General features: G+C 50.1%; 21 protein-coding genes. 4 read left to right on the forward strand and 17 right to left on the reverse strand.

The genetic code is table 11. The features are described 5' to 3' along the window. Positions 1–161 precede the first annotated feature (161 nt). Complete coding sequence (gene prmC, locus Q0757_RS08640) at positions 162–1,028, reverse strand: peptide chain release factor N(5)-glutamine methyltransferase (RefSeq protein ID WP_298786330.1); 867 nt, start codon at positions 1,026–1,028, stop codon at positions 162–164. Next, positions 1,028–2,101: a peptide chain release factor 1 gene (prfA, locus tag Q0757_RS08645; RefSeq protein ID WP_298786332.1), complete on the reverse strand. Its 1,074-nt coding sequence runs from the start codon at positions 2,099–2,101 to the stop codon at positions 1,028–1,030. The genes prmC and prfA overlap by 1 nt, the downstream gene beginning before the upstream one ends. Before the next feature lie 211 nt (positions 2,102–2,312). On the opposite strand from prfA, the gene Q0757_RS08650 reads away from it, so the two are divergent. Beyond that, a complete protein-coding gene (locus Q0757_RS08650) occupies positions 2,313–3,641 on the forward strand; it encodes an FAD-dependent oxidoreductase (RefSeq protein ID WP_298786334.1) in 1,329 nt (442 codons plus the stop codon). Positions 3,642–3,701: 60 nt separating this feature from the next. Here Q0757_RS08650 and Q0757_RS08655 read toward each other — a convergent pair whose 3' ends face one another. From Q0757_RS08655 to Q0757_RS08690, 8 genes are all read right to left on the reverse strand, one after another. Beyond that, positions 3,702–4,280: a thymidine kinase gene (locus tag Q0757_RS08655; protein WP_298786336.1), complete on the reverse strand. Its 579-nt coding sequence runs from the start codon at positions 4,278–4,280 to the stop codon at positions 3,702–3,704. Positions 4,281–4,364: 84 nt separating this feature from the next. Continuing rightward, positions 4,365–4,607, reverse strand: a complete 243-nt coding sequence (locus Q0757_RS08660; RefSeq protein WP_022794589.1) for a type B 50S ribosomal protein L31 — start codon at positions 4,605–4,607, stop codon at positions 4,365–4,367. 88 nt (positions 4,608–4,695) lie between these two features. Next, positions 4,696–5,973 (reverse strand): transcription termination factor Rho, encoded by a 1,278-nt coding sequence (rho, locus tag Q0757_RS08665; protein WP_298787008.1) that lies wholly within the window; start codon positions 5,971–5,973, stop codon positions 4,696–4,698. Between the two features lie 386 nt (positions 5,974–6,359). After that, the gene (glpX, locus tag Q0757_RS08670; RefSeq protein ID WP_022794592.1) at positions 6,360–7,331 is read right to left on the reverse strand and encodes a class II fructose-bisphosphatase; all 972 of its coding nucleotides are present in this window, start codon (positions 7,329–7,331) and stop codon (positions 6,360–6,362) included. Positions 7,332–7,349: 18 nt separating this feature from the next. Further along, on the reverse strand, positions 7,350–8,636 hold the full coding sequence (locus Q0757_RS08675) for a UDP-N-acetylglucosamine 1-carboxyvinyltransferase (protein ID WP_298786342.1): 1,287 nt from the start codon (positions 8,634–8,636) through the stop codon (positions 7,350–7,352). A 250-nt stretch (positions 8,637–8,886) separates the two neighbouring features. Continuing rightward, complete coding sequence (gene fsa / locus Q0757_RS08680; RefSeq protein ID WP_298786345.1) at positions 8,887–9,531, reverse strand: fructose-6-phosphate aldolase; 645 nt, start codon at positions 9,529–9,531, stop codon at positions 8,887–8,889. Between the two features lie 142 nt (positions 9,532–9,673). Continuing rightward, on the reverse strand, positions 9,674–10,537 hold the full coding sequence (fba, locus tag Q0757_RS08685; RefSeq protein WP_298786347.1) for a class II fructose-1,6-bisphosphate aldolase: 864 nt from the start codon (positions 10,535–10,537) through the stop codon (positions 9,674–9,676). A 247-nt stretch (positions 10,538–10,784) separates the two neighbouring features. Continuing rightward, positions 10,785–11,153, reverse strand: coding sequence for a response regulator (locus Q0757_RS08690; protein WP_298786349.1), 369 nt, complete (start codon positions 11,151–11,153; stop codon positions 10,785–10,787). A gap of 114 nt (positions 11,154–11,267) precedes the next feature. Here Q0757_RS08690 and Q0757_RS08695 point away from each other — a divergent pair, with 114 nt between their 5' ends. Further along, positions 11,268–11,789: a DUF2529 family protein gene (locus Q0757_RS08695; RefSeq protein ID WP_298786350.1), complete on the forward strand. Its 522-nt coding sequence runs from the start codon at positions 11,268–11,270 to the stop codon at positions 11,787–11,789. A 60-nt stretch (positions 11,790–11,849) separates the two neighbouring features. Here Q0757_RS08695 and Q0757_RS08700 read toward each other — a convergent pair whose 3' ends face one another. The 4 genes from Q0757_RS08700 to Q0757_RS08715 all read right to left on the reverse strand — a co-directional run bounded on the left by Q0757_RS08700 (position 11,850) and on the right by Q0757_RS08715 (position 16,368). Next, complete coding sequence (locus Q0757_RS08700) at positions 11,850–13,451, reverse strand: CTP synthase (protein WP_298786352.1); 1,602 nt, start codon at positions 13,449–13,451, stop codon at positions 11,850–11,852. Positions 13,452–13,946: 495 nt separating this feature from the next. Further along, positions 13,947–14,483, reverse strand: a complete 537-nt coding sequence (gene rpoE, locus Q0757_RS08705) for a DNA-directed RNA polymerase subunit delta (protein WP_298786354.1) — start codon at positions 14,481–14,483, stop codon at positions 13,947–13,949. Between the two features lie 161 nt (positions 14,484–14,644). Further along, positions 14,645–16,096, reverse strand: coding sequence for a sodium/pantothenate symporter (gene panF / locus Q0757_RS08710; RefSeq protein ID WP_298786356.1), 1,452 nt, complete (start codon positions 16,094–16,096; stop codon positions 14,645–14,647). Continuing rightward, positions 16,096–16,368, reverse strand: a complete 273-nt coding sequence (locus Q0757_RS08715; RefSeq protein WP_298786358.1) for a YhdT family protein — start codon at positions 16,366–16,368, stop codon at positions 16,096–16,098. Before Q0757_RS08715 ends, panF begins: the two co-directional genes overlap by 1 nt. A 191-nt stretch (positions 16,369–16,559) precedes the next feature. Between Q0757_RS08715 and Q0757_RS08720 the strand changes: the two genes are divergently transcribed. After that, the gene (locus Q0757_RS08720; RefSeq protein WP_022794603.1) at positions 16,560–16,751 is read left to right on the forward strand and encodes a hypothetical protein; all 192 of its coding nucleotides are present in this window, start codon (positions 16,560–16,562) and stop codon (positions 16,749–16,751) included. 241 nt (positions 16,752–16,992) lie between these two features. Here the strand turns inward: Q0757_RS08720 and Q0757_RS08725 are convergent, their stop codons facing one another. Next, positions 16,993–17,478, reverse strand: coding sequence for a GNAT family N-acetyltransferase (locus tag Q0757_RS08725; RefSeq protein ID WP_298786361.1), 486 nt, complete (start codon positions 17,476–17,478; stop codon positions 16,993–16,995). Positions 17,479–17,659: 181 nt separating this feature from the next. Between Q0757_RS08725 and Q0757_RS08730 the strand changes: the two genes are divergently transcribed. Further along, a complete protein-coding gene (locus Q0757_RS08730) occupies positions 17,660–19,120 on the forward strand; it encodes a carbon starvation protein A (RefSeq protein WP_298786363.1) in 1,461 nt (486 codons plus the stop codon). A 41-nt stretch (positions 19,121–19,161) separates the two neighbouring features. On the opposite strand, the gene argS is transcribed toward Q0757_RS08730, so the two are convergent. Both argS and Q0757_RS08740 read right to left on the reverse strand, forming a co-directional pair. Continuing rightward, on the reverse strand, positions 19,162–20,832 hold the full coding sequence (argS, locus tag Q0757_RS08735; RefSeq protein WP_298786365.1) for an arginine--tRNA ligase: 1,671 nt from the start codon (positions 20,830–20,832) through the stop codon (positions 19,162–19,164). Positions 20,833–20,836: 4 nt separating this feature from the next. Continuing rightward, on the reverse strand, positions 20,837–21,274 hold the full coding sequence (locus Q0757_RS08740) for a DUF1934 domain-containing protein (RefSeq protein WP_298786367.1): 438 nt from the start codon (positions 21,272–21,274) through the stop codon (positions 20,837–20,839). Positions 21,275–21,410: the final 136 nt, after the last annotated feature.

Below are 21,410 nucleotides of genomic sequence, written 5' to 3' on the forward strand. Positions count from 1 at the left end.
TTTGGTTTTTCACACTATCAACAGGTTCTGATTTTCTGTGGATAACTATGATTTCTGCCGTTAATTCAGCTTTTAAATTTACAATTTTTACGATAAATTAATGTTTTCCACATATATGGGGGTATCTGTCTTTTGTTATCCACAGAACGTGGATAACTTTCTTACTTATTCACAACTGTAACGATTCGGTCGTTCCCATTCAAGTCCTTTATTACCTGAATTCTTTTTTCCGGGAAAGCTTTTTCAGCTGCCTGCCTCACAGCTTCCCCCTGCTGCCAGCCGATTTCAAAGGCAAGCAGCCCGCCCGGAGCCAAAACTTCGGCAGCACGGCTGATAATTTCTTCATAGCTGTGGATTCCCTCTTCGCCTTTACCGATCAATGCAATGGCAGGCTCCTTCTCCCGGACGAGTGGATCAAGCTGCTCCCATTCCTCCTTTGGAATGTAGGGAGGATTGGACACAATAACATCGGCCCGCTCCTTCCGGGACGCCATGCCTTCAAGAAACGATTCCTGATGAAAGACGACCGGTGCGTTTAGCCGTCCGGCGTTTCGTTTCGCCGTCTCAAGCGCCCGGCTGTCAATATCCACAGCCTGCACCCGTGCCGACGAAAGCTCCAGGGCGAGCGTGACTGCGATAATGCCGCTGCCTGTGCCAACGTCGATGATCCTTGGCGCTTTCAGCTCTTTATTTTTTTGCACCCAGTCGATCACGTACCAGACAAGCTCCTCGGTTTCCATCCGGGGAATCAGCACGTCCGGATTAACGTGAAACTCGCGGTCGTAAAAAAAGCTGCTGCCCGTTAAATGCTGCACCGGCGTCCCGGCTGCGTGAAGGTGCACATCCTGCTGGAAATGCTCCCACGTCTGCAGCGCCATCTGCACTCTCAATGCGGCCAGCAGCTGGGCCCGGGAGAGCTGAAGATGGTGCTCGAGAAGCCAGTCTGCTGCCGTCTCTTCTCTACCATGCTCACTCAAAAAAGAAGAAGCCCATCTCCGGGCTTCAAATACAAGTGGTTCTTCCTTCATTACGCTTCGCCTGCTTTTTCCATCAGCTCGGCCTGCTCTTCCATTACAAGCGGCTCGATAACCTGATCGAGCTCTCCCTGGAGAATCTGGTCAAGCTTTTGCAGCGTCAGGCCGATTCGGTGATCGGTTACGCGCGTCTGAGGGAAATTATATGTCCGGATCCGTTCGGAACGGTCCCCGGTTCCCACCGCCGATTTCCGGTTTTCGTCATATTCGGCCTGGGCTTCCTGCTGGAATTTGTCGTACACACGGGCACGAAGAATTGTCATCGCTTTTTCTTTGTTTTTAATCTGCGATTTGCCGTCCTGACAGGAAGCGACAATACCTGTCGGCACGTGAGTCAGACGTACCGCCGACATGGTGGTGTTTACGCTCTGGCCGCCGGGACCGCTCGCTGCAAACGTATCGACACGGATATCCTTATCGTGAATATCCACTTCCACTTCCTCGGCCTCCGGCAGGACAGCCACCGTAGCTGTTGAGGTATGCACGCGTCCTCCGGATTCTGTGCTTGGCACCCGCTGAACCCGATGAGCCCCGTTTTCATATTTCATTTTCGAATACGCCGAATCGCCATTAATCATAAAAATGATTTCCCGGTAGCCGCCAAGGTCGCTTGCAGTCGATTCCACGATTTCTGCTTTCCACCCCTGTTTTTCTGCGTAACGGGTATACATTTTGTATAAATCAGCAGCAAACAGCGCCGCTTCTTCACCGCCCGCAGCTCCCCGTATTTCAATAATGACGTTTTTGTCATCGTTTGGATCCTTCGGCAGAAGGAGCCTCCGGAGTTCTTCCTCCTGGCTTTCAATACGCTCGCTCAGCTCTTCGACTTCCGATTTTACCATGTCCTTCATTTCCGCATCGTGCTCATCCTCAAGCATCGACTTGGCTTCATCAAGCTGCTGCCGGGCTTCTTTGTATTCCCGGTAGACCTCCACGGTCCGCTGCATCTGTGCCTGCTCCTTGGACAGCTCCTTGATTTTATTCGGATCGTTTGCGATTTCCGGATCGCTCAGCTGTTCGTTTAAATATTCATAACGGTCTTCTACCGTCTGCAGTCGCTCTAACACACCGTTCACCTCTATTTTTCAAATTTTATCCGACGGAAATATATTTCGTTACGTTTTACACGTTTCTCGTTCTCCTTTACAGTATACTAATTATAATACAGGGGCATAGGGGCGTCAAAATACCACCGCATCTGTAAATTTCGTTTGACCAGTGCGGGAGCGGGGAACCGCCCTGTAGATGTCTATTGTTTCAGCAGAAGGGGGAAAAACAATGAAATACGTTATTATCGGCGGAGACGCCGCCGGCATGAGTGCAGCCATGCAGATCTACCGGCAGGATGAGAACGCAGAAATTATTACACTTGAAGCTGGGGAAATATATTCCTACGCCCAGTGCGGCCTTCCTTACATACTCGGGGGCGAAGTCGAAGACAGCGCGAATTTAATCGCCCGCGACGTCGAAACATTTCGGGAAAAGTACGGCATTGATGCCCGGGTCAACCACGAGGTAACCGGCGTTAATGCGGATAAAAAAGAAGTCACCGGGATGGACAACAATACTGGACAACCGTTTCAGGTTACGTACGACAAACTGCTCGTCGCCTCCGGCGGGCGTCCGCTTCTGCCAAACTGGCCGGGGCGGGAGCTTGAAGGCGTTCATACACTAAAAACGATTCCGGACGCCGAAACGATCAAAACAGATCTGGCGCACGTTAACCATGTCACTGTCGTAGGCGGCGGCTACATTGGCCTGGAGGTGGCGGAAAACTGCATTCATGCCGGAAAGAAAGTGACGCTTCTGCAGCGCGGTGATCAGCTTGCGGGCATATTTGATCCTGACATGGCAGAATACATCGCTGAGGAAGCTGAAGCGAACGGCATTGAGCTGCTGTTTGCGGAGAACGTTCAGCATTTATCAGGCAAAAGCCGGGTCGAAGCTGTCCATACCGACCGGCGGGTAGTTGAAACCGATGCAGTGATCGCCGGCGTCGGCCTGCGTCCGAACACGGAAATGGTGTCCAAATGCGGACTGTTCCGGCACGGCAACGGCGCACTTCAGGTGAACCGCTATATGGAAACCAACGTCGCTGACATATATGCCGCCGGGGACTGCGCTACCCAGTTTCACCGGATCAAGGAGATCGATGATTATCTTCCGCTCGGTACCCATGCCAACAAGCAGGGACGGGTCGCCGGCCTGAACATGGCTGGAAGCGTAAAGTCCTTTAAAGGAGTAACCGGCACCTCCATTCTCCGCTTTTTCAGCCTGACGCTTGGAAAAACCGGCATCTCCGAGGCGGAGGCTGCGGACATGCGCTTTCCGCACCGCAGTGAGATGCTTACTACATCAAGCCATGCCGGCTATTTCCCGGGAAATACCAGGCTTCATATTAAAGTCACGTACTGTCCGGACACAGGTATTATCCTCGGCGGCCAGCTTATCGGCGGCGACGGCACAGACAAACGGCTCGATGTGCTGGCAACTGCCCTCTTCCACCGTATGACGGTAAGTGATTTTGAGGATTTGGACCTGAGCTACGCTCCGCCGTACAACAAAGTGTGGGACCCGCTTCAGCAGGTGATCCGCCGGGCGAAGTAGCTGTCCGCCTGCAATAGATAAAGCCAGCCGGGGCACTGCACCGGCTGGCTTGTTTTTTGTTTACAGGGCAATAGGCGGGTTCGCGTGACATCTCCGGCATACCGGATAATACGAATCATTGCCGCCGATATGAATCTGATCGCCTGTATAAATCGGCCGCCCCTCGCCGTCGAGTCTTAAATTCATGACCGCTTTTTTATGACAGAACCAGCAGATGGTCTTCATTTCCTCGATTTTGTCCGCGTAGAGAAGCAGATGCTTGCTGCCTTCAAACAGTTCATTTTGAAAATCGTTTTTCAAACCGAAGCTCATCACCGGAATATCAAGGTTATCAACAATTTCCGCCAGCTGAATGATGTGCTCCTGGGACAGAAACTGCGCCTCATCGACGAGGATGCAGAACGGACGCTCTTCTTCCTGACGGACGATGTCGTAAATGTTTGTTTCTTCAAATACTGGAACAGCCTCACGCTCCACTCCGATTCTGCTTGCTACAAATCCGACGCCGCGCCGGTCATCCAGGCCGGAGGTGAAGATAAGCACCGGTTTATTCTGCTCTTCATAATTGTGGGCCACCTTTAAAATTTCGATGGACTTGCCGCTGTTCATTGTGCCGTATTTAAAAAATAACTGCGCCATATTATTCTCCCCTGCTTATCGGTTTCGGTTCGTGATATAAAAAAGACGGAAGCCGCAGCTTCCGCCTTTCCCCAACCATTGTGATTAGCGGTTGTATTTTCTTTTGAACTTGTCCACACGGCCGCCGGCAGTGTTCTGCTTCTGCTTGCCGGTATAGAACGGGTGGGAGTCGGAGCTTACCTCAATTTTGATTACTGGGTACGTGTTTCCGTCTTCCCATTCGATAGTTTCAGATGAGCTTTCTGTCGAACCGCTCAAAAACTTGAATCCCGTGCTTGTATCCATAAACACAACTTTATGATATTCCGGATGCACTTGTTGTTTCATAGCTGGTCACTTCCTTTCAATTCTTCTCTTTTTCACACATAACGAGATTATAACAATTCCCCCGGAATTTATCAATCGTTCATTTCGTTTATTTCTTTCCGGTCGTTACTTTTCCCTGCTTGTCCTTTTGAAGCTCTTCAAAGAATTCCTCGTTCGTTTTGGTCTGCTTAATGCGCCGGATAAAGTGATCCACGAAATCCGGAGAATCGTTCATCGTCTTGCGGATTGCCCATAAATTATCCAGATGCTCCTTGGAAACGAGCAGCTCTTCTTTCCGGGTGCTCGAGCGGCGGATGTCGATCGATGGGAAGATACGGCGTTCGGCCAGGCGGCGGTCAAGATGGAGTTCCATGTTTCCTGTGCCTTTAAATTCCTCATAAATCACATCGTCCATCCGCGATCCGGTTTCTACAAGGGCCGTCGCCAGAATGGTCAGGCTTCCGCCTTCTTCAATATTGCGGGCTGCACCAAAGAAGCGCTTCGGACGATGAAGCGCTGCCGGGTCAATACCGCCGGAAAGCGTCCGGCCGCTTGGCGGCAGCACCAGGTTATACGCCCGTGCAAGCCGGGTGATGCTGTCGAGCAGAATGACGACGTCTTTCTTGTGCTCCACGAGCCGCATCGCCCGTTCAAGCACAAGCTCAGAAACTTTAATGTGGTTCTCAGGCACTTCATCGAATGTAGAGCTGGCTACGTCCCCGTCTACAGAACGTTCGATGTCAGTGACCTCCTCCGGACGCTCATCCACAAGCAGCACAATCAACTCGGTTTCCGGATGGTTTTCAGTAATACTGTTGGCGACTTCTTTTAACAGCGACGTCTTTCCGGCTTTTGGCGGAGCCACAATGAGTCCGCGCTGGCCGAAGCCTACCGGGGTGATCAGGTCAATAATCCGTGAAGACGCGCGGTTGGGACGGGTCTCCATCTGCATGCGCTCTTCCGGATACAGCGGCGTCAGCGCCGGAAAATGCGGGCGTTCCTTCGAGGAGTCCGGGTCTTCCCCGTTGACCGCTTCCACCTGAAGCAGACCGTGGTACCGCTCCGAATCCTTCGGCGGCCGTACCTTTCCGGAAACCTTGTCCCCGTTTCTCAAGTCAAAACGGCGAATCTGCGAGGCAGAGATGTAAATGTCCTCCGTGCTCGGCAGGTAGTTAATCGGGCGCAGAAAACCGTAGCCTTCTGTCTGGATAATTTCAAGCACGCCTTCCATAAACATCAGGCCGTCTTTTTCCGCCTGCCCCTTTAAGATCGCAAAGACGAGCTCCCGTTTGTTTAATTTGCTGTAATACGATACCTTGTATTCCTTGGCGAGCCGGTACAATTCTTTCAGCGTCATTGTCTCAAGCTCTGCGATGTTGACTGCCAATGCGGTCACCACTTTCTTTTTCTTTTATGAATGTAAAAAAGTAATCATGTATATTAGTTCCGTCAACGTGAAGAAACACTTACACTTTGTGAATGTAAGCCGTCTTTTTTATTTCCGTTATGGCTTTCCGGCAAAACGTGTTGGGATAGTTGGAAGATAAGAAAAGGAACGGATGCCCTGCATTCTTTGGAGCATTGAAGCAGATGCGCCTTCGCTTCGCATAAAGGAGAGGAGTACTGTTGAATGGCAGTAAACGTTTTACGAATACGGATTGTTCTTCATCATTTTAACTTTGAACGACTCTGTCTGCAAGTGAAATTATCAGCACGGGAGACCTCCGGCATGAAAATGGGAAAAGGACAGGTGCCCCCTGTCCTCTGCCTGTGCTATTCGTCTCTGATGACAAAATCCGGCTTTTTCTGCACGTTGTGCTTGCCGTCGACAAAACGGACCGTCCCTGATTTCGCCCTCATGACCAGGGACTGAGTGGTCGCCTTGGAGCTTTTAAAATTCACGCCCTTCAGCAGCTCGCCCTCCGTTACGCCGGTAGCAGCGAAGATGCAGTCCTCCCCGCCGACCAGATCTGACATAAGAAGCGGCCGGCTGACATCATCAATGCCCATTTCCGTGCACCGGGCCAGCTCATCGTCATTCTGCGGAAGAAGCTTGCCCTGCATTTCCCCGCCCAGACACTTGAGTCCGACCGCGGCAATAACGCCCTCCGGCGCTCCGCCGGAGCCAAGCAGTATATCCACGCCTGTTTCATCAAAGGCGGTATTAATTGCACCGGCCACGTCCCCGGCGGGAATCAGCTTGATGCGGGCCCCGGTGTCACGGACGTCCTGAATCAGTTTGGCATGGCGCTCTCTGTCTAAAATAGTGACTACAACGTCTTCGATATCCTTGCCCTTTGCCTTTGCTACAGCATGCAGGTTGTCTGCAACCGGCGCATCGATATCAATTTTCCCAATTGCTTCAGGTCCTACGGCAATTTTATCCATATACATATCCGGAGCATGGAGAAGTCTTCCATGGTCAGCAATGGCAAGCACCGCGAGGGCGTTCCAGGAGCCGCTGGCGACGATTTCTGTACCTTCAAGCGGGTCTACCGCCACATCGACTCTCGGGCCGAAGCCGGTACCGAGCTTTTCCCCAATGTAGAGCATCGGCGCTTCGTCCATTTCCCCTTCGCCGATGACCACGGTCCCTTTCATCGGGATCGTGTCAAATACATCGCGCATTGCGCTTGTAGCAGCATCGTCGGCCTCATCCTTTTTTCCCCGGCCCATCCAGCGTGCAGACGATAATGCCGCTGCTTCTGTCACTCGTACTAACTCCATCGATAGACTTCTTTCCATTGTTATACTCCCCCAAGCTTATGAATTTTTAATTTCCTGCATCTCCTGCTCGCTGATGGTCTCTAAACGAATATCAGCGCCTAAATAACGCAATTTGTGCTCAACCCTTTCATAGCCCCGGGCCACATGCTCAAAGCCGGTAATAACGGTACGGCCTTCGGCCATCAGCCCGGCTACGATCAGGGCAGCTCCGGCCCGCAGGTCGCTCGCTGCCACCTGTACACCCTGAAGCTGAGCGGGCCCACGCACAATCGCAGTGCCTTCACTGGTGGTTACATCCGCTCCCATGCGCGACAGCTCATCCACATGCTTGAACCGGGATGGATAGATGGTGTCGTGAACAATCGTTTTTCCTTCCGCTTTTGTCATCAGCGCTGTGAACGGCTGCTGCAGATCGGTAGGAAAACCGGGATAAACGAGTGTTTTTAACTGCACAGCCTGCAGCCGCTTCGCTCCGGTGACACGTACCGAATTATCATACCATTCCACGCCTGTCCCTGTTTCCCGGAGCTTGGCCGTTAATGCTTCGAGGTGGTCCGGAATGACGTTGTCTATTACTACTTCGCTTCCCGCAGCTGCCCCGGCAATCATATAGGTTCCCGCCTCAATCCGGTCCGGAATAATCGAATGAGTGCATCCATTTAATTCTTCCACGCCGTCAATACGGATAACGTTTGTACCCGCGCCTTTAATATTTGCCCCCATATTTGTTAAAAGTGTGGCTACGTCGATAATTTCTGGTTCCTTCGCGGCGTTTTCGATGACTGTCCGGCCCTTGGCCATGACTGCCGCCATCATAATATTAATCGTCGCCCCAACGCTCACCACATCCAGATAGATGCGGGCTCCTTTCAGCTCTTTGGCATGGATATGAAGCGCTCCGTGTTCATTTTCGACAGTGGCACCAAGGGCTTCAAAGCCTTTGATGTGCTGATCAATCGGCCGCGGACCAAGATAGCAGCCGCCCGGCATGCCGATAACCGCTTTTTTAAACCGGCCGAGCATTGCCCCCATCAGATAGTAGGAAGCGCGCAGCTTCTTTACTTTTCCGTTTGGCAGCGGCAGCGGACGGACATTCTTCGCGTTGATTTTCATCCGGTGATTCTCTGTTTTTACATTCGCTCCTGCGTCCTGCAAAATCTCCGCCAGCGCGTCGATATCGTGAATATCCGGAAGGTTCTCGAGAGTCACATGGCCATTTGCCATCAATGCAGCCGGTACAAGCGCCACCGCGCTGTTTTTCGCTCCGCTGACCGAGACCCGGCCTGCTAAAGGCCTGCCGCCTTCAATAATCATTTTCTGCATGCAATCATCCTCTATAGTCATTATCCGGCTTATTCAGCCAGCCTGTATGGACCGGTATGTAAAAGCTTTAGGCCGGGCCCGGATCCAGGCAGGGAATGCCTTTTTATACTATTTGTGTCCTACTAATCGTTAAAAGTGTTTTCTTTTTTCAGCATAGATGTTTTTCCACTTATTAGCAAGAGAATTTGGCTGAATTTTCATACAAAAAAAGCTTCTGCAGAAACCCTGCAGAAGCCTTTGCTGTTTTATTTTACTGCTTACGGTTTTCCCAGTCGCTCAGGAATTTTTCAATGCCCTGATCTGTCAGTGGATGCTTCAGAAGACCAGGAACAACTTTAAACGGAATGGTCGCGATATGGGCACCTCGGGCCGCTGCTTCTGCCACGTGGGTGGAGTGGCGCACGGATGCTGCAATAATATTCGTTTCAATGCCGTGAACGTTAAAGATCTCAGAAATTTCACTGATCAGGTCCAGACCGTTATGACCGATATCGTCCAGACGTCCGAGGAATGGGGACACGTATGTCGCGCCTGCTCTTGCCGCAATTAACGCCTGTACGGAAGAAAAGACGAGCGTAACATTCGTTTGAATGTTTTCTTCTGTAAAGACCTTTACGGCTTTCATGCCTTCAAGTGTCATTGGAACTTTAACCGTAATATTCGGAGCGATTTTTGCGAGCTCGCGGCCTTCTGTGATCATGCCTTCCGCTTCCGTCGAGATAACCTCGGCACTGACGGAGCCGTCAACGATAGCAGTAATCTCTTTTAAGCGTTCATGAAAGTCAACGCCTTCTTTGGCGACGAGACTCGGATTCGTGGTGACGCCGGCGAGAATTCCCAGGTCATTCGCCTCTCTGATTTCATCGATATTCGCTGTATCTACAAAAAACTTCATACATGTTCCCTCCTGTTATTCAGTACTCTTTATCCAGCTCAAGCAAACGTTTGCAAATCATTTTACTATGAAAAGAAGAAGGTAAGGCGGAGAAACAGGCGGCCCGTTGCCGGGCCCCTTTTCTTCGCTTTATGCCCTTTAATTATGCCTGGTTGGAAGAACCAAATTCCTGCATTTTGAACTTCACTGTTTCTTTGATGGCATCGCGTGCCGGGCCGAGGTATTTACGGGGATCATACTGGTTCGGTTGCTCTGCCAGTACTTCGCGTACCTTCGCCGCAGAGGACATCTGGCTTTCCGTGTTTACGTTCACTTTGGCGTGACCGTAACGGATCGCTTTTTTCACGTCTTCTGTCGGAATGCCTGTACCACCGTGCAGAACGAATGGAACGTCCACGAGCTGCTGGATTTCTTCCATACGGGTAAAGCTGAGGTTCGGCTCGCCTTTGTACGGGCCGTGCACAGAACCAAGCGCTGCTGCGAAGCAGTCAACACCGGTCTGCTCTACAAGCTCTTTACACTCTGCAGGAATAGCATAAGCTTCTTCCGCTTCAGAAACGACCAGGTCATCTTCCTGTCCGCCTACACGGCCGAGCTCGGCTTCTACAGATACGCCGATCGCATGTGCAGCATCTACAACGCGCTTAGTCATTTCAATGTTGTATTCAAGCGGGTGGTGGGACCCGTCGATCATTACAGAAGTAAAGCCAGCTTTCATTGCCTTCATGCAGTTTTCAAAGCTCGAGCCGTGGTCGAGGTGAATAGCTACAGGTACTGTTACGTTGTATTCTTTCATCAACGCTTTTACCAGGGTAACGACTGTTTCGAAGCCGCCCATGTAGCGGGCCGCGCCTTCAGAAACACCGCAGATTACTGGAGATTTTTCCTCTTCAGCCGCCTGAAGAATGGCCTGGGTGAATTCCATGTTGTTCAGGTTGAACTGTCCTACGGCATACTGATTTTTCTGTGCTGTTTTCAGCATTTCCGTCATTGATACCAATGGCATAAAAATATCCTCCCTCTTCGTTTCAAGCAAAATGTTTGAGCAGCTTCCATACATAGTAAACATATTTAAGCACACGAAAGTATCTGCAGCTTTCACTCAGGCTGCATTGAATAGTGGGTATTAAAGCGTAATAATGATGTGATCAGGGCGTCTTCACTGTCAGATACTTCCGCTTGAAAACAAACCGACTATGCTATGTAGATCTTACTCAAATTCTTTTTTCATTATAGCATATCGAGTCCAGTTGTCACCCTTCTCGTGAAACTTTGCCAATGACGCCCTTTAAGTTTTCAATGTCAAACGGCTTCGTGATATAGTAGGCAGCTCCGTTTTGTCTGGCCGCCTCCACCTGTTCCTTTTCGCCAAAGGCAGTCATTATAATCATGCAGGCACCTTCAAGGCGGGAGATGCTTTGAAGCTCTTTAAGCAGGGTGAGCCCGTCGATCCCCGGGAGTCTCATATCGATGATAAAAATTTCCGGCGTCCATTCCTCCACCATATGTAAAGCAAGCTCGCCGTTATGTGCTTCCTTGACGGTGTACCCCTCTTCTTCGAGCACCTCTTTTAAGAGAAGCCGGATTCCCATTTGATCATCTACGATTAACACCCGTTGCATTGCATGAATTCCTCCTTCTCTACTTTCTTCTCCCTGCAGTATATATTACTATGAGATTTATGACCATGTATGTTTCAGCCAGGCATCAATTTTAAAGCAGAAAAGAGGATTTTCATGAAAATTTTTTCTACCCAGCTTCAGGGTAAATTTCAAAGCATCATGGACCAGGAGGAAGAATTTGAAGATGCGGCACGTCTGGCCGTCCAGGCTGTAAGGGGGCTCGGCAGGCTCTGGATAGCGGGATCGCCGTCCGCCCATTCCATTGCTCTCGCGCTGGCCAGCCATCCGGATGCTCCGGGAGGAACGACAGCCATTATCCCCTCTCCCGAGACCGAGGCCCTGTCTGAGGTCGACCGTTTGTTTTTAATCATTCATCCCGACGAGCAGGAGGAGATGCTTTCGTTTATCCAGACATGCGAAAACAGCGAAACACCTTTGATTATTTTCACGCAGGATGATGCCCGTATCAACGAGCTGCTCGGGCCGTTAAACTGCCATATTTCAGCACCGTCGGCCGATCCGGTCATTCCGGACGAAACGGGAGAGCGCTACGGGTATCCATTTGACCTGTCTGCTTTCTTCGCCGGCCAGCTGTTATATTTATATATCAAAGAATTATCCGATGAACTCGAATAAAGCAGAGATATTCTGCATAAAGAAGCCTGGATGGTCTATGCCATCCAGGCTTACTTTTATTTATTCTCCTGCAGAGTGACGGATAAATTCGCGGAATAAAGGCTGCGGGCGGGTCGGACGGGACACAAATTCCGGGTGGAACTGTGAAGCAACAAAATAAGGATGGTCTGCTACTTCGATAATTTCCGCCAGACGTCCGTCCGGACTCGTACCGCTGAAGATAAATCCGTTGTCTTCCAGCTGTTCTCTGTAAGCATTGCTGAATTCGTAGCGGTGGCGGTGACGTTCATAAACGATTTCCGCATCATCATAAGCTTCCTTTGCCCGGGAGCCTTCTTTCAGCTTGCAGGGATAAAGGCCGAGCCGGAGCGTACCGCCAAGATCCTCAACATCCTTCTGCTCCGGAAGCAGGTCGATTACTGCATTTTTAGCATCGGGATGGAATTCTGCCGAACCTGCATCCTCTATGCCGGCCACGTTTCTTGCAAATTCCACGCTTGCCAACTGCATGCCAAGACAGATTCCGAGAAACGGAATCTTCTGTTTACGGGCGTAGCTGATTGCTTCAATCTTGCCCTGAATGCCGCGGTCTCCGAAGCCTCCGGGGACAAGAATTCCATCGGCATCCTTCAGGCGCTCTGCCACATTATTTTCATCCAGGTCCTCCGACTGCACCCAGTCGATTTCGATGTCTGCATCGAAGTGGTAGCCGGCGTGCTTAAGCGACTCTGCCACTGAAAGATACGCGTCCGGAAGCGCTACATATTTTCCTACGAGGGCAATACGTACCGTTTTGCTTAAGTTTTTCACCCGGTCGACAAGCGCAGTCCATTCCGTCATTTCTGCCGGTGGCGCTGTCAGCTTCAGGTGATCGCAGACAATCTGGTCCATATGCTGGCGCTGCAGTTCAAGCGGGATCTGGTACAATACTTCTGCATCCCCTGCTTCAATAACCGATTCTGAAGGCACGTCGCAGAACGAAGCAATTTTCTCCTTCATGTTTTCTGGTACCGGCTTTTCTGTCCGGAGTACAATGACGTTCGGCTGAATACCGATGCCGCGGAGCTCTTTGACGCTGTGCTGCGTCGGCTTGGATTTCATTTCTCCTGCTGCAGATAAGTATGGAATTAACGTACAGTGCACATACATTACGTTGTCGCGCCCAACATCACTTTTAATCTGACGAATGGCTTCAAGAAACGGCAGGCTTTCAATATCGCCGACCGTACCGCCGATTTCTGTAATTACTACATCGGCTCCTGTTTCTCTTCCTGCACGATACACACGTTCTTTAATTTCATTGGTAACATGCGGGATAACCTGTACGGTGCCGCCGAGATAGTCGCCGCGGCGTTCTTTTCGAATAACGGATGAGTATACTTTTCCGGTCGTGACATTGCTGTTTTTGCTGAGGTTAATATCGATAAAGCGTTCATAGTGCCCGAGATCCAGGTCTGTTTCTGCTCCGTCGTCTGTAACGAAAACTTCCCCGTGCTGATACGGGCTCATCGTTCCCGGGTCCACATTAATATATGGGTCAAACTTTTGGATAGTAACACTAAGTCCTCTGTTTTTAAGCAGTCTTCCAAGGGAAGCTGCTGTAATGCCTTTACCTAACGAAGATACAACGCCGCCAGTAACGAAAATATATTTACTCGCCATATACCTATCTGCCTCTCTTTATATAAATGTTCTTTAAAATAGTTCTTTCAGGGCCCGCGCCGCTGAACAGGCTTCCTGCGCTTTTCTTTGTCCAGCTTCGAAGCCTAACCGCTCGGGGTTACTTCCTAGCCGACTCCGGGCAGCAGGCTGCCCTGCACGTCTGGGAAGTACCTGTCGCGGTTAAGCAAGGCTTCTGCGCTTTTCTTTTTGTCCAGCTACGGGTGTTACCAGCTTAATCCATTCGTGATTTCAGCTCGTTTGTGACTTCGTCTCAAGCCGACTGAAACCGACGAGCCGTTTAAGCTGGTGCCCAAACACCCTCCGCTTTTCTTTGTTCATAAAAAAAACAAAAGTGGCGCCCTGCCACCATATGGAGGGGGCACACTTTTGTTTGTCGTTAATGCTTATATAGGTATCATTTTCACCTTTACGTCACAGCCCAAAAATGATTGTACCTATACGAGTTTCGAAAGTCAAGATATCGCCACGATAAAATTACCGGCTCTCTTCTTCACTTTCCTCTGTATTGTCGCTTCCACTGTCTTCTTCGTCTTCTTCTTCGTCTTCGTCGAAGCCTGGACCGGAATTGCCTGGCTCAAAGCCTTCGAGATCATTATCATCAAACGTGTCTTCGTCGGCGTCGTCTTTTTTAGAGATCGCGTCCAGATCGTCGGAAATGTCCACCAGGTCATCATCATACGTTTCTTCCTCCGGATCGATTTCATCGGCAAGCTCATCAGACCCCTGTACGGTATGACTCAGTTCTTCATCTGACTGATCGAGAGGATACCATCCGCGAAGACCCCAGTGGTTTTCGCCCAGGTGCACAAACCGTCCGTCCAGGTTCATGGAGGTAAACAGCTTGATCATCCGGCTTTTTCTTTCTTCTTCCGTGTATCCTTTTAATTCTGTCAGACGATCCATAACTCTCGTATAGCCTGATGCTCCGCCCTCTTCTTCGAGTATCATATACGCCAGTTCCATCGAAGACATTTCCCGTACTTTTTCTTCGCTCAACTCGTTTATTTTCACAGCTTCATCGCTCCTTTTCACGAACATGCCCTTATGCTGATTCTTTTATATTAATCGCTTCATCGCTACGAAAATTCATACCTAAAATTATAAACATATTTCGAAGGAAAATTCCATAATTATTATTTAATTCTTCCTGATAGAATTTACTGCCTGTGTGTTTAATGGTTTTCCAGAGGTGCCCATTCGTTCTGCTGCCGGTTCGTGAGAAGGGAAACGAGCACAAACGCAGCAAGTGAAAACAGAACGGGCATAGCCACCTCGTGCATCCCGAGCCATCCCGGAAGCCAGATGGAAATAATCATGTATGAGGCGATACCGGTGACCATTGCTGCAAGCGCTCCCCATCCGTTTGCCTTTTTCCAGTACAGTCCCAGAACGATGGGCCAGATGAACGCTGCCTCCAGTCCTCCAAAGGCAAACAAATTCAGCCAGATTAAAAACTCCGGCGGACTCCACGAAATAGCTACAACGATAATGCCGACGGCTGCCGTAACAATCAGGCTCAGCAGGCGTATTCTGTTTTCCGAAGCGTCCGGCTTGATATAGTTAATATATACATCTTTCACTACTGAGGAGCTAATCATCAGCAGCAGGGAATCCACGGTGCTCATGATGGCTGCCATCGGCGCTGCCAGGACGACACCGGCCAGCCATCCGGGAAGAACAGTCATGGTAAGCTCCGGCATAACGGTATCGGCTACTTCAATGCCCGGTACCACCACGCGGCCCATAACTCCGGCCATATGCATTCCAAACATCATAAAAGCAACCACTGCCGTTCCGATCAGAAGCGCACGGTGCATAGCAGCCGAGCTTTTATACGACATTGCCCGTACCGCCACCTGAGGCAGCCCAACCACTCCCACACCGACTAAAATCCAGAATGACGATACATAGAGCGCAGTTAAATCTCCATCCGCGCCGAAAGGCGTAACGAGGTTCGGGTTCTCCTGATACAGGGAGGTCATAATATTGTTCATGCCGCCCCCCGCTATCAGCGTAGCGGTGAAAATAATCAATGTTCCAACTACCATAATAATGCCCTGCACTGCGTCTGTAACCACTACTGCCCGGAAGCCCCCGATGATCACATAAAACAGGACTGCCGCTGCAAACAGAAACAGGGACGCCTGATAGCTCATGCCTGTGACCGATTCGATGAGCCTCGCGCCACCTACCCACTGGGCGGCCATGGCAGAAAATAAGAAGATGACAATGCTGAATGCCCCTAAAATAACAACAAGTCCGTTATTATAGCGGGAGCGGAGAAAATCTACGAGCGTTACAGCCCGGTATCGTCGGGCCATAACAGCAAACCGCTTGCCAAGAATCATCAGTGTAAAATAGCCGGTAACCACCTGGGCCATGGACAAAAGCACCCAGCCAAGCCCCCGGTCGTAGGCAATGCCGGGGCCTCCGACAAAGCTGCTCGCGCTTCCGTACGTCGCAACCATTGTCATGGCAAGCACCAGCCCGCCAAGTTCACGGCTGCCCAAATAATAATCATGAAGAAAAGAAGCGGCTCCCGTCCTTTTTTTAGCGGACCATATACCGATTGCAAACGTAAGAAGTAAAAAAACGATTAATGGCACAATCACTTCTATATTCATTATTCTTCCTCCTGATCAAGAGGAATATCACGGAGGACAAACTTCACGACAAACCACAAAGTGACGAGTAAAAGCACCGGCCCGAGCACGCAGCTGTAAAACAGCCAGTCGGGCATACCAAGTATGTACTGATAATCCTGGGGGTCTCTGCCTCCAAGACCATAAGCAAAACCAAACCACCAGATAAAATGGCCCACAGCAATAGCAACACCAAGAAGCGCTTCCTTCGCTGTGAGCTGCTGCAGCTTCCTCTCTTTTTCTTCCAGGCTCATGACCATCCTCCATTTTTTCGTTCCTTCAAAAACTTCAATTAGTTTAGCTGATTTACCGGTCTGCTGCAACCTTATTGACAAATCGTTCCTGTTTCACGAAAATGTACGTATTGTGTCTGTAATTTCAAGCGACGTTTAATCATTATAAAAAAGGGTATTATATTTTAATAAAGTTAAAGGTGTTGATGTATATGGCTGGCGAAAAGCAATTTGACCAATTCGAACCTGGAGAAGTCGTTCACTACGAAGGCTATGAAATGAAAGTTATTTCTGAATTTGAACGCACAGTTATTGTAGAATTCAGTGATTATCCAATTGTGGGAAAAGAAGAAGAATTTCCTTACCATCGCATCGTCCTATTAAAAAATGAAGTAACCCATTAAAATAATCATCTATCAAGTGCAAAGCTGCTTCCTCACAAGAGGAGCAGCTTTTTTTGATTTATAGGTTGCCCACTCTTCAGACACTCAGAACGCAGCGGTTTATTAGTCGGCCGCGTTTCTCTGTCCAGCTCCGGAAGCCAGCGATTTCGCATCCCTTCAGACCTTTGTCAAAGTGAAAAAGCCACTTTTCCAAAGCCCTTCCAGGGTCCGCATCGCTGGTCAGGCTTCCTCCGCTTTTCTTTTACATATCCTTCTCCATAATCAGCATCGGGATCTGGTAGCCACCGAACTCTCCCTGCAGCTTTTCTTTTTTCTCGAAGCCCTGGGCTTCGTAGAATTTCTGCCCGCGTGTATTTTTTTCCTCTATATACACCCGGATTTTTTTAGCGTTTGGCTCTTCTAGCAGCGTTTCGTCAAATAATTGCTTTCCAATCCCCCGGCTCTGGTGTCCGGGAAGCAGGTATAAAGCTGACATTTTACAGGTTCTTTTGTCATCGATCGGGCCTAGATCGGAAAAGCCAATAACTGTTCCATCCACTTCAGCTACTTTAGAGGTGTGCTTGGATATACGGCGCATTAACATTTCATCGTTGTAGGCCTGGCTTAAATACATTTCCTGGGCCGGAAGCGGAATAATTCCCTCGTAGGCATCGTACCAGCATTCCCTTGCAACTTCCCGGATTCGGTCCAAATCTTTGTACTTCATCGGGCGGATAATAACAGCCATACTTTTTCCTCCTTTTGCATCGCAGCATGTCTTCCTGTTCTTCTTCTAGGTCTACCATTATTTACCCTTCCTGTTTGCAATAAAAACCGTAGGGCCCGCTTCATTTTTCTGCTTGACGTTTATCATTTCCAATTGTATAACTAATTTGTAAGCGTATTCAAATTATCAGGAGGACGACATCATGATTACTTTTATCATCGCAGTAGCATTACTGATTGTCGGCTATTTTACATACGGCGCTTTTATTGAAAAATTATTTACTGCAAACGACAAGCGGGCAACCCCCGCCTTCACTAAACAGGATAATGTCGACTACCTTCCCATGGGAACGAAAAGAAACTCCATGATTCAGCTGCTGAACATTGCCGGCGTCGGCCCAATCTTCGGCCCGATTATGGGAGCTCTCTACGGGCCGGTTGCTTTTTTATGGATCGTGTTCGGCGCTATTTTTGCCGGTGCAGTGCATGATTACTTAACCGGCATGATTTCCATCCGGAACGGTGGCGCCCACCTTCCGCAGCTTGCCGGCAAATTTCTCGGCAAATCGATGAAGCATATTGTGAATGGCTTTTCTGTACTTCTTTTATTATTAGTTGGAACCGTTTTCGTCACCGCTCCCGCGGAGCTGCTGAATGGGATTCTCCCTGGATGGATCGGCCTTGCTGCCATTATTACAGTTATTTTTGCTTACTATACGCTCGCGACACTTCTTCCGGTGGATAAAATCATCGGCAAAATCTACCCAATTCTCGGGGCGCTGCTTCTGCTGAGCGCTGTCGGTATCGGCGGCGGGCTGATTGTGCAGGGACAGCCGATTCCCGAGCTTTCGTTTCAAAACATGCACCCGGATCAGGCACCTATTTTTCCGCTGCTCTTTTTAACTATTTCCTGCGGGGCTATCTCCGGCTTTCATGCCACCCAGACACCGATTATTTCCCGCACCACCCAGAGCGAGGGCAGCGGAAGAAAAATCTTCTACGGGATGATGATCGCAGAAGGCATCATCGCCATGATCTGGGCCGCTGCTGCCATGAGCATTTTTAACGGCGTTTCCCTAAATGAAATCATCGCTGCCGGTGGCCCCGGGGCTGTGGTCAGCGAGGTTTCAATGACAATGCTTGGTGCTGTCGGCGGTACACTTGCCGTTCTCGGGGTTATTGTACTTCCAATCACTTCCGGCGATACGTCGTTTAGAAGTGCACGGATGATTATTGCCGACTACTTCCGGATCAATCAAAAGAAAATGCCGAACCGGCTGTGGATCGCGCTTCCATTGTTTGTCGCCTCGTTTGCTTTAACGAACATGGACTTCACCATTTTATGGCGGTACTTTTCCTGGGCCAACCAATCCACCGCTATGATCGCCCTGTGGGTCGGTGCCATGTATCTCGTGCTCGCCGGGAAAAACCACTGGGTCGCTTCAATTCCGGCCACGTTTATGACCATGGCCACGTTCACCTACATTTTAAACGCGCCGATCGGCTTTGGGCTTCCGATGGAATTAAGCTATATTCTTGCAGCCATTGGTACGCTCATTGTGATCGCCCTGTTTGTTAAACGGGCCCGCGCCTACGTGGGAACCAGGTTCCCGGTCGACGAACAGATCGAATCGGCATATGAAAAAGCACCTGCCAAAGCATAATAAAAAGGCACCGCCCATCCCGGGTGGTGCCTTCGTCGTTATTACATCGTTTCCGGCGCGTGTACGCCGATAAGGTCCAGACCGTTCTGCACCGTCGTCTGGACTGCCTTCGCCAGTACGAGTCTTGCCTGGGTTTTCGGCTCATCCTCAGCATCCATGACGCGGTCTGCGTTGTAGAAGCTGTGAAATGCAGACGCCAGTTCATGAAGGTAGGTGGTCATGCGGTGCGGAGCGTATTTATCCGCTGCAATGGCCACTTCTTCCGGGAATTCACCGATTTTTTTCAGCACGTCCAATTCCTTTTCACTATGAATTGGCGTCAAATCTGCCGCCGGATCAAACGTAATCCCGCGCTCCTCCGCCTGACGGAAAATGCTGCAAAGCCGGGCGTGGGCGTACTGCACATAATATACCGGATTTTCGTTCGACTGCGATTTGGCCAGACTCAAATCAAAGTCCATATGTGTGTCCGGGCTTCTCATCGCAAAGAAATACCGGGTAGCATCGATGCCGACTTCTTCCATGAGATCCTTCAGCGTTACCGCCTTGCCGGTCCGTTTGCTCATTTTCACACGCTCGCCGTTTTCAAACAGATTTACCATTTGAATAATCTGCGTTTCGAGCTGTTCTTTGTCATAACCAAGCGCCTGCACGGCTGCTTCCATCCGCGGAATATAGCCGTGGTGGTCCGCGCCCCAGATATTAATAACCTTTTCAAAGCCGCGGCCGAATTTGTTCCGGTGATACGAAATATCCGGCAGCAGATACGTATAGGTGCCGTCATTTTTCACGAGCACCCGGTCCTTATCGTCCCCGTAACGGCTCGAGCGGAACCATACCGCTCCGTCTTCTTCATACGTTTCTCCCTGGTCGTGCAGGTATTGCAGAGTTTCTTCCACATTGCCGTTTGTGTAAAGAGAGGTTTCCGAATACCACACGTCAAAGCGGACTCTGAATTGTTCAAGATCCTGCTTCAGCTTTTCGACTTCACGCTTAAGGCCGTACTCGCGGAAAAACTCGAGCCGTTCCTCCTCCTCGACGTGAACAAACCGGTCGCCCTGCTCACTGGCAAGCTCTTCACCGAACTGGCGCACGTCTGCTCCCTGATAGCCGCCTTCAGGCATTTCCATATCCAAGCCAAGCGCTTCAAAGTAACGGCTTTCGACCGATCTGGCCAGGTTTACGATCTGGTTGCCGGCATCGTTAATGTAATATTCACGCGTCACGTCGTAGCCGGCAAAGTCCAGAATGTTGCAGAGCGAGTCCCCCACAGCCGCACCGCGGGCATGACCGAGGTGCAGGTTGCCGGTCGGGTTCGCCGATACAAACTCCACCTGGACCTTTTTCTGTTTTCCTACATCAGAACGGCCGTAGTCCGCTCCCTGGTTGAGCACTCCCGGAATCACGTCGATCAAATAGCGGTTATCCATAAAAAAGTTAATAAAGCCAGGCCCCGCAATTTCGATGTTTTTAACGGAGGCCTTGTCTGTGTTTAAGTGATTCACGATGTCCTCGGCGATCGCCCGTGGAGCCTTTTTTGCCACACTTGCGAGCTTCATCGCTGCGTTGGATGCAAAGTCTCCATGGCTTTTTTCCTTCGGGGTTTCAAGCACAATTTCCGGCACTTCTTCCCCCCGGGCAAGTCCTGCCGCTTCAATTGCCGCAGCAACTTCTGTTTTCAGCTGCTCTTTCACCTGATCCATTATATTCATATGCTCATACGTCCTCCTCAATTACGATCGAAATTTCGTAACGCCCTACCGGCGTCCCCTGCAGTGCCAGCCGGTAATGAAAATCAATATGCATCATCCAGCCGGGGTTGGCCCTGGTCACAGCCAGATGGTCTGTTACCGCTTCTGTATGAAGGCGGCCGTAGCCCATATCGTAGGTGCCTTCGGTACGTTCGCCGTACGCATAGACCTGACGCATGGCCACGGCCCCGCTTCGGAGCACCATAACCTCTGCGTCTCCGATTTTCAGCGTTGTCTGTACTTTTCCTATGCCCTCAAGCTCTTCTTCAAACCGGACATAGGTCCATTCCTGTTTTTCGTACATTTCGCCGTCTGCGTTCAGCTGGATGGTTTCACGTTCATCCTCCTGCTGCATATTGGTTGTCATAGCGACTTTTACCGGGGTCTTTGCTGTGTCTGCCACGATGAGCCACCTTTCTCTACGCCTGCACATACTCGCTTTTAACGTTCCGGTTAATCACTGTCTTATTTTAACACGACTTCGCGCATTGAGAAGGGAAAATTGATCAATTGAAAAGCCTGCAGACAAAAAAGCTCCC

The sequence above is a fragment of the uncultured Marinococcus sp. genome, assembly GCF_947493875.1.
In the GTDB taxonomy this organism is placed as follows: Bacteria; Bacillota; Bacilli; order Bacillales; family Marinococcaceae; genus Marinococcus.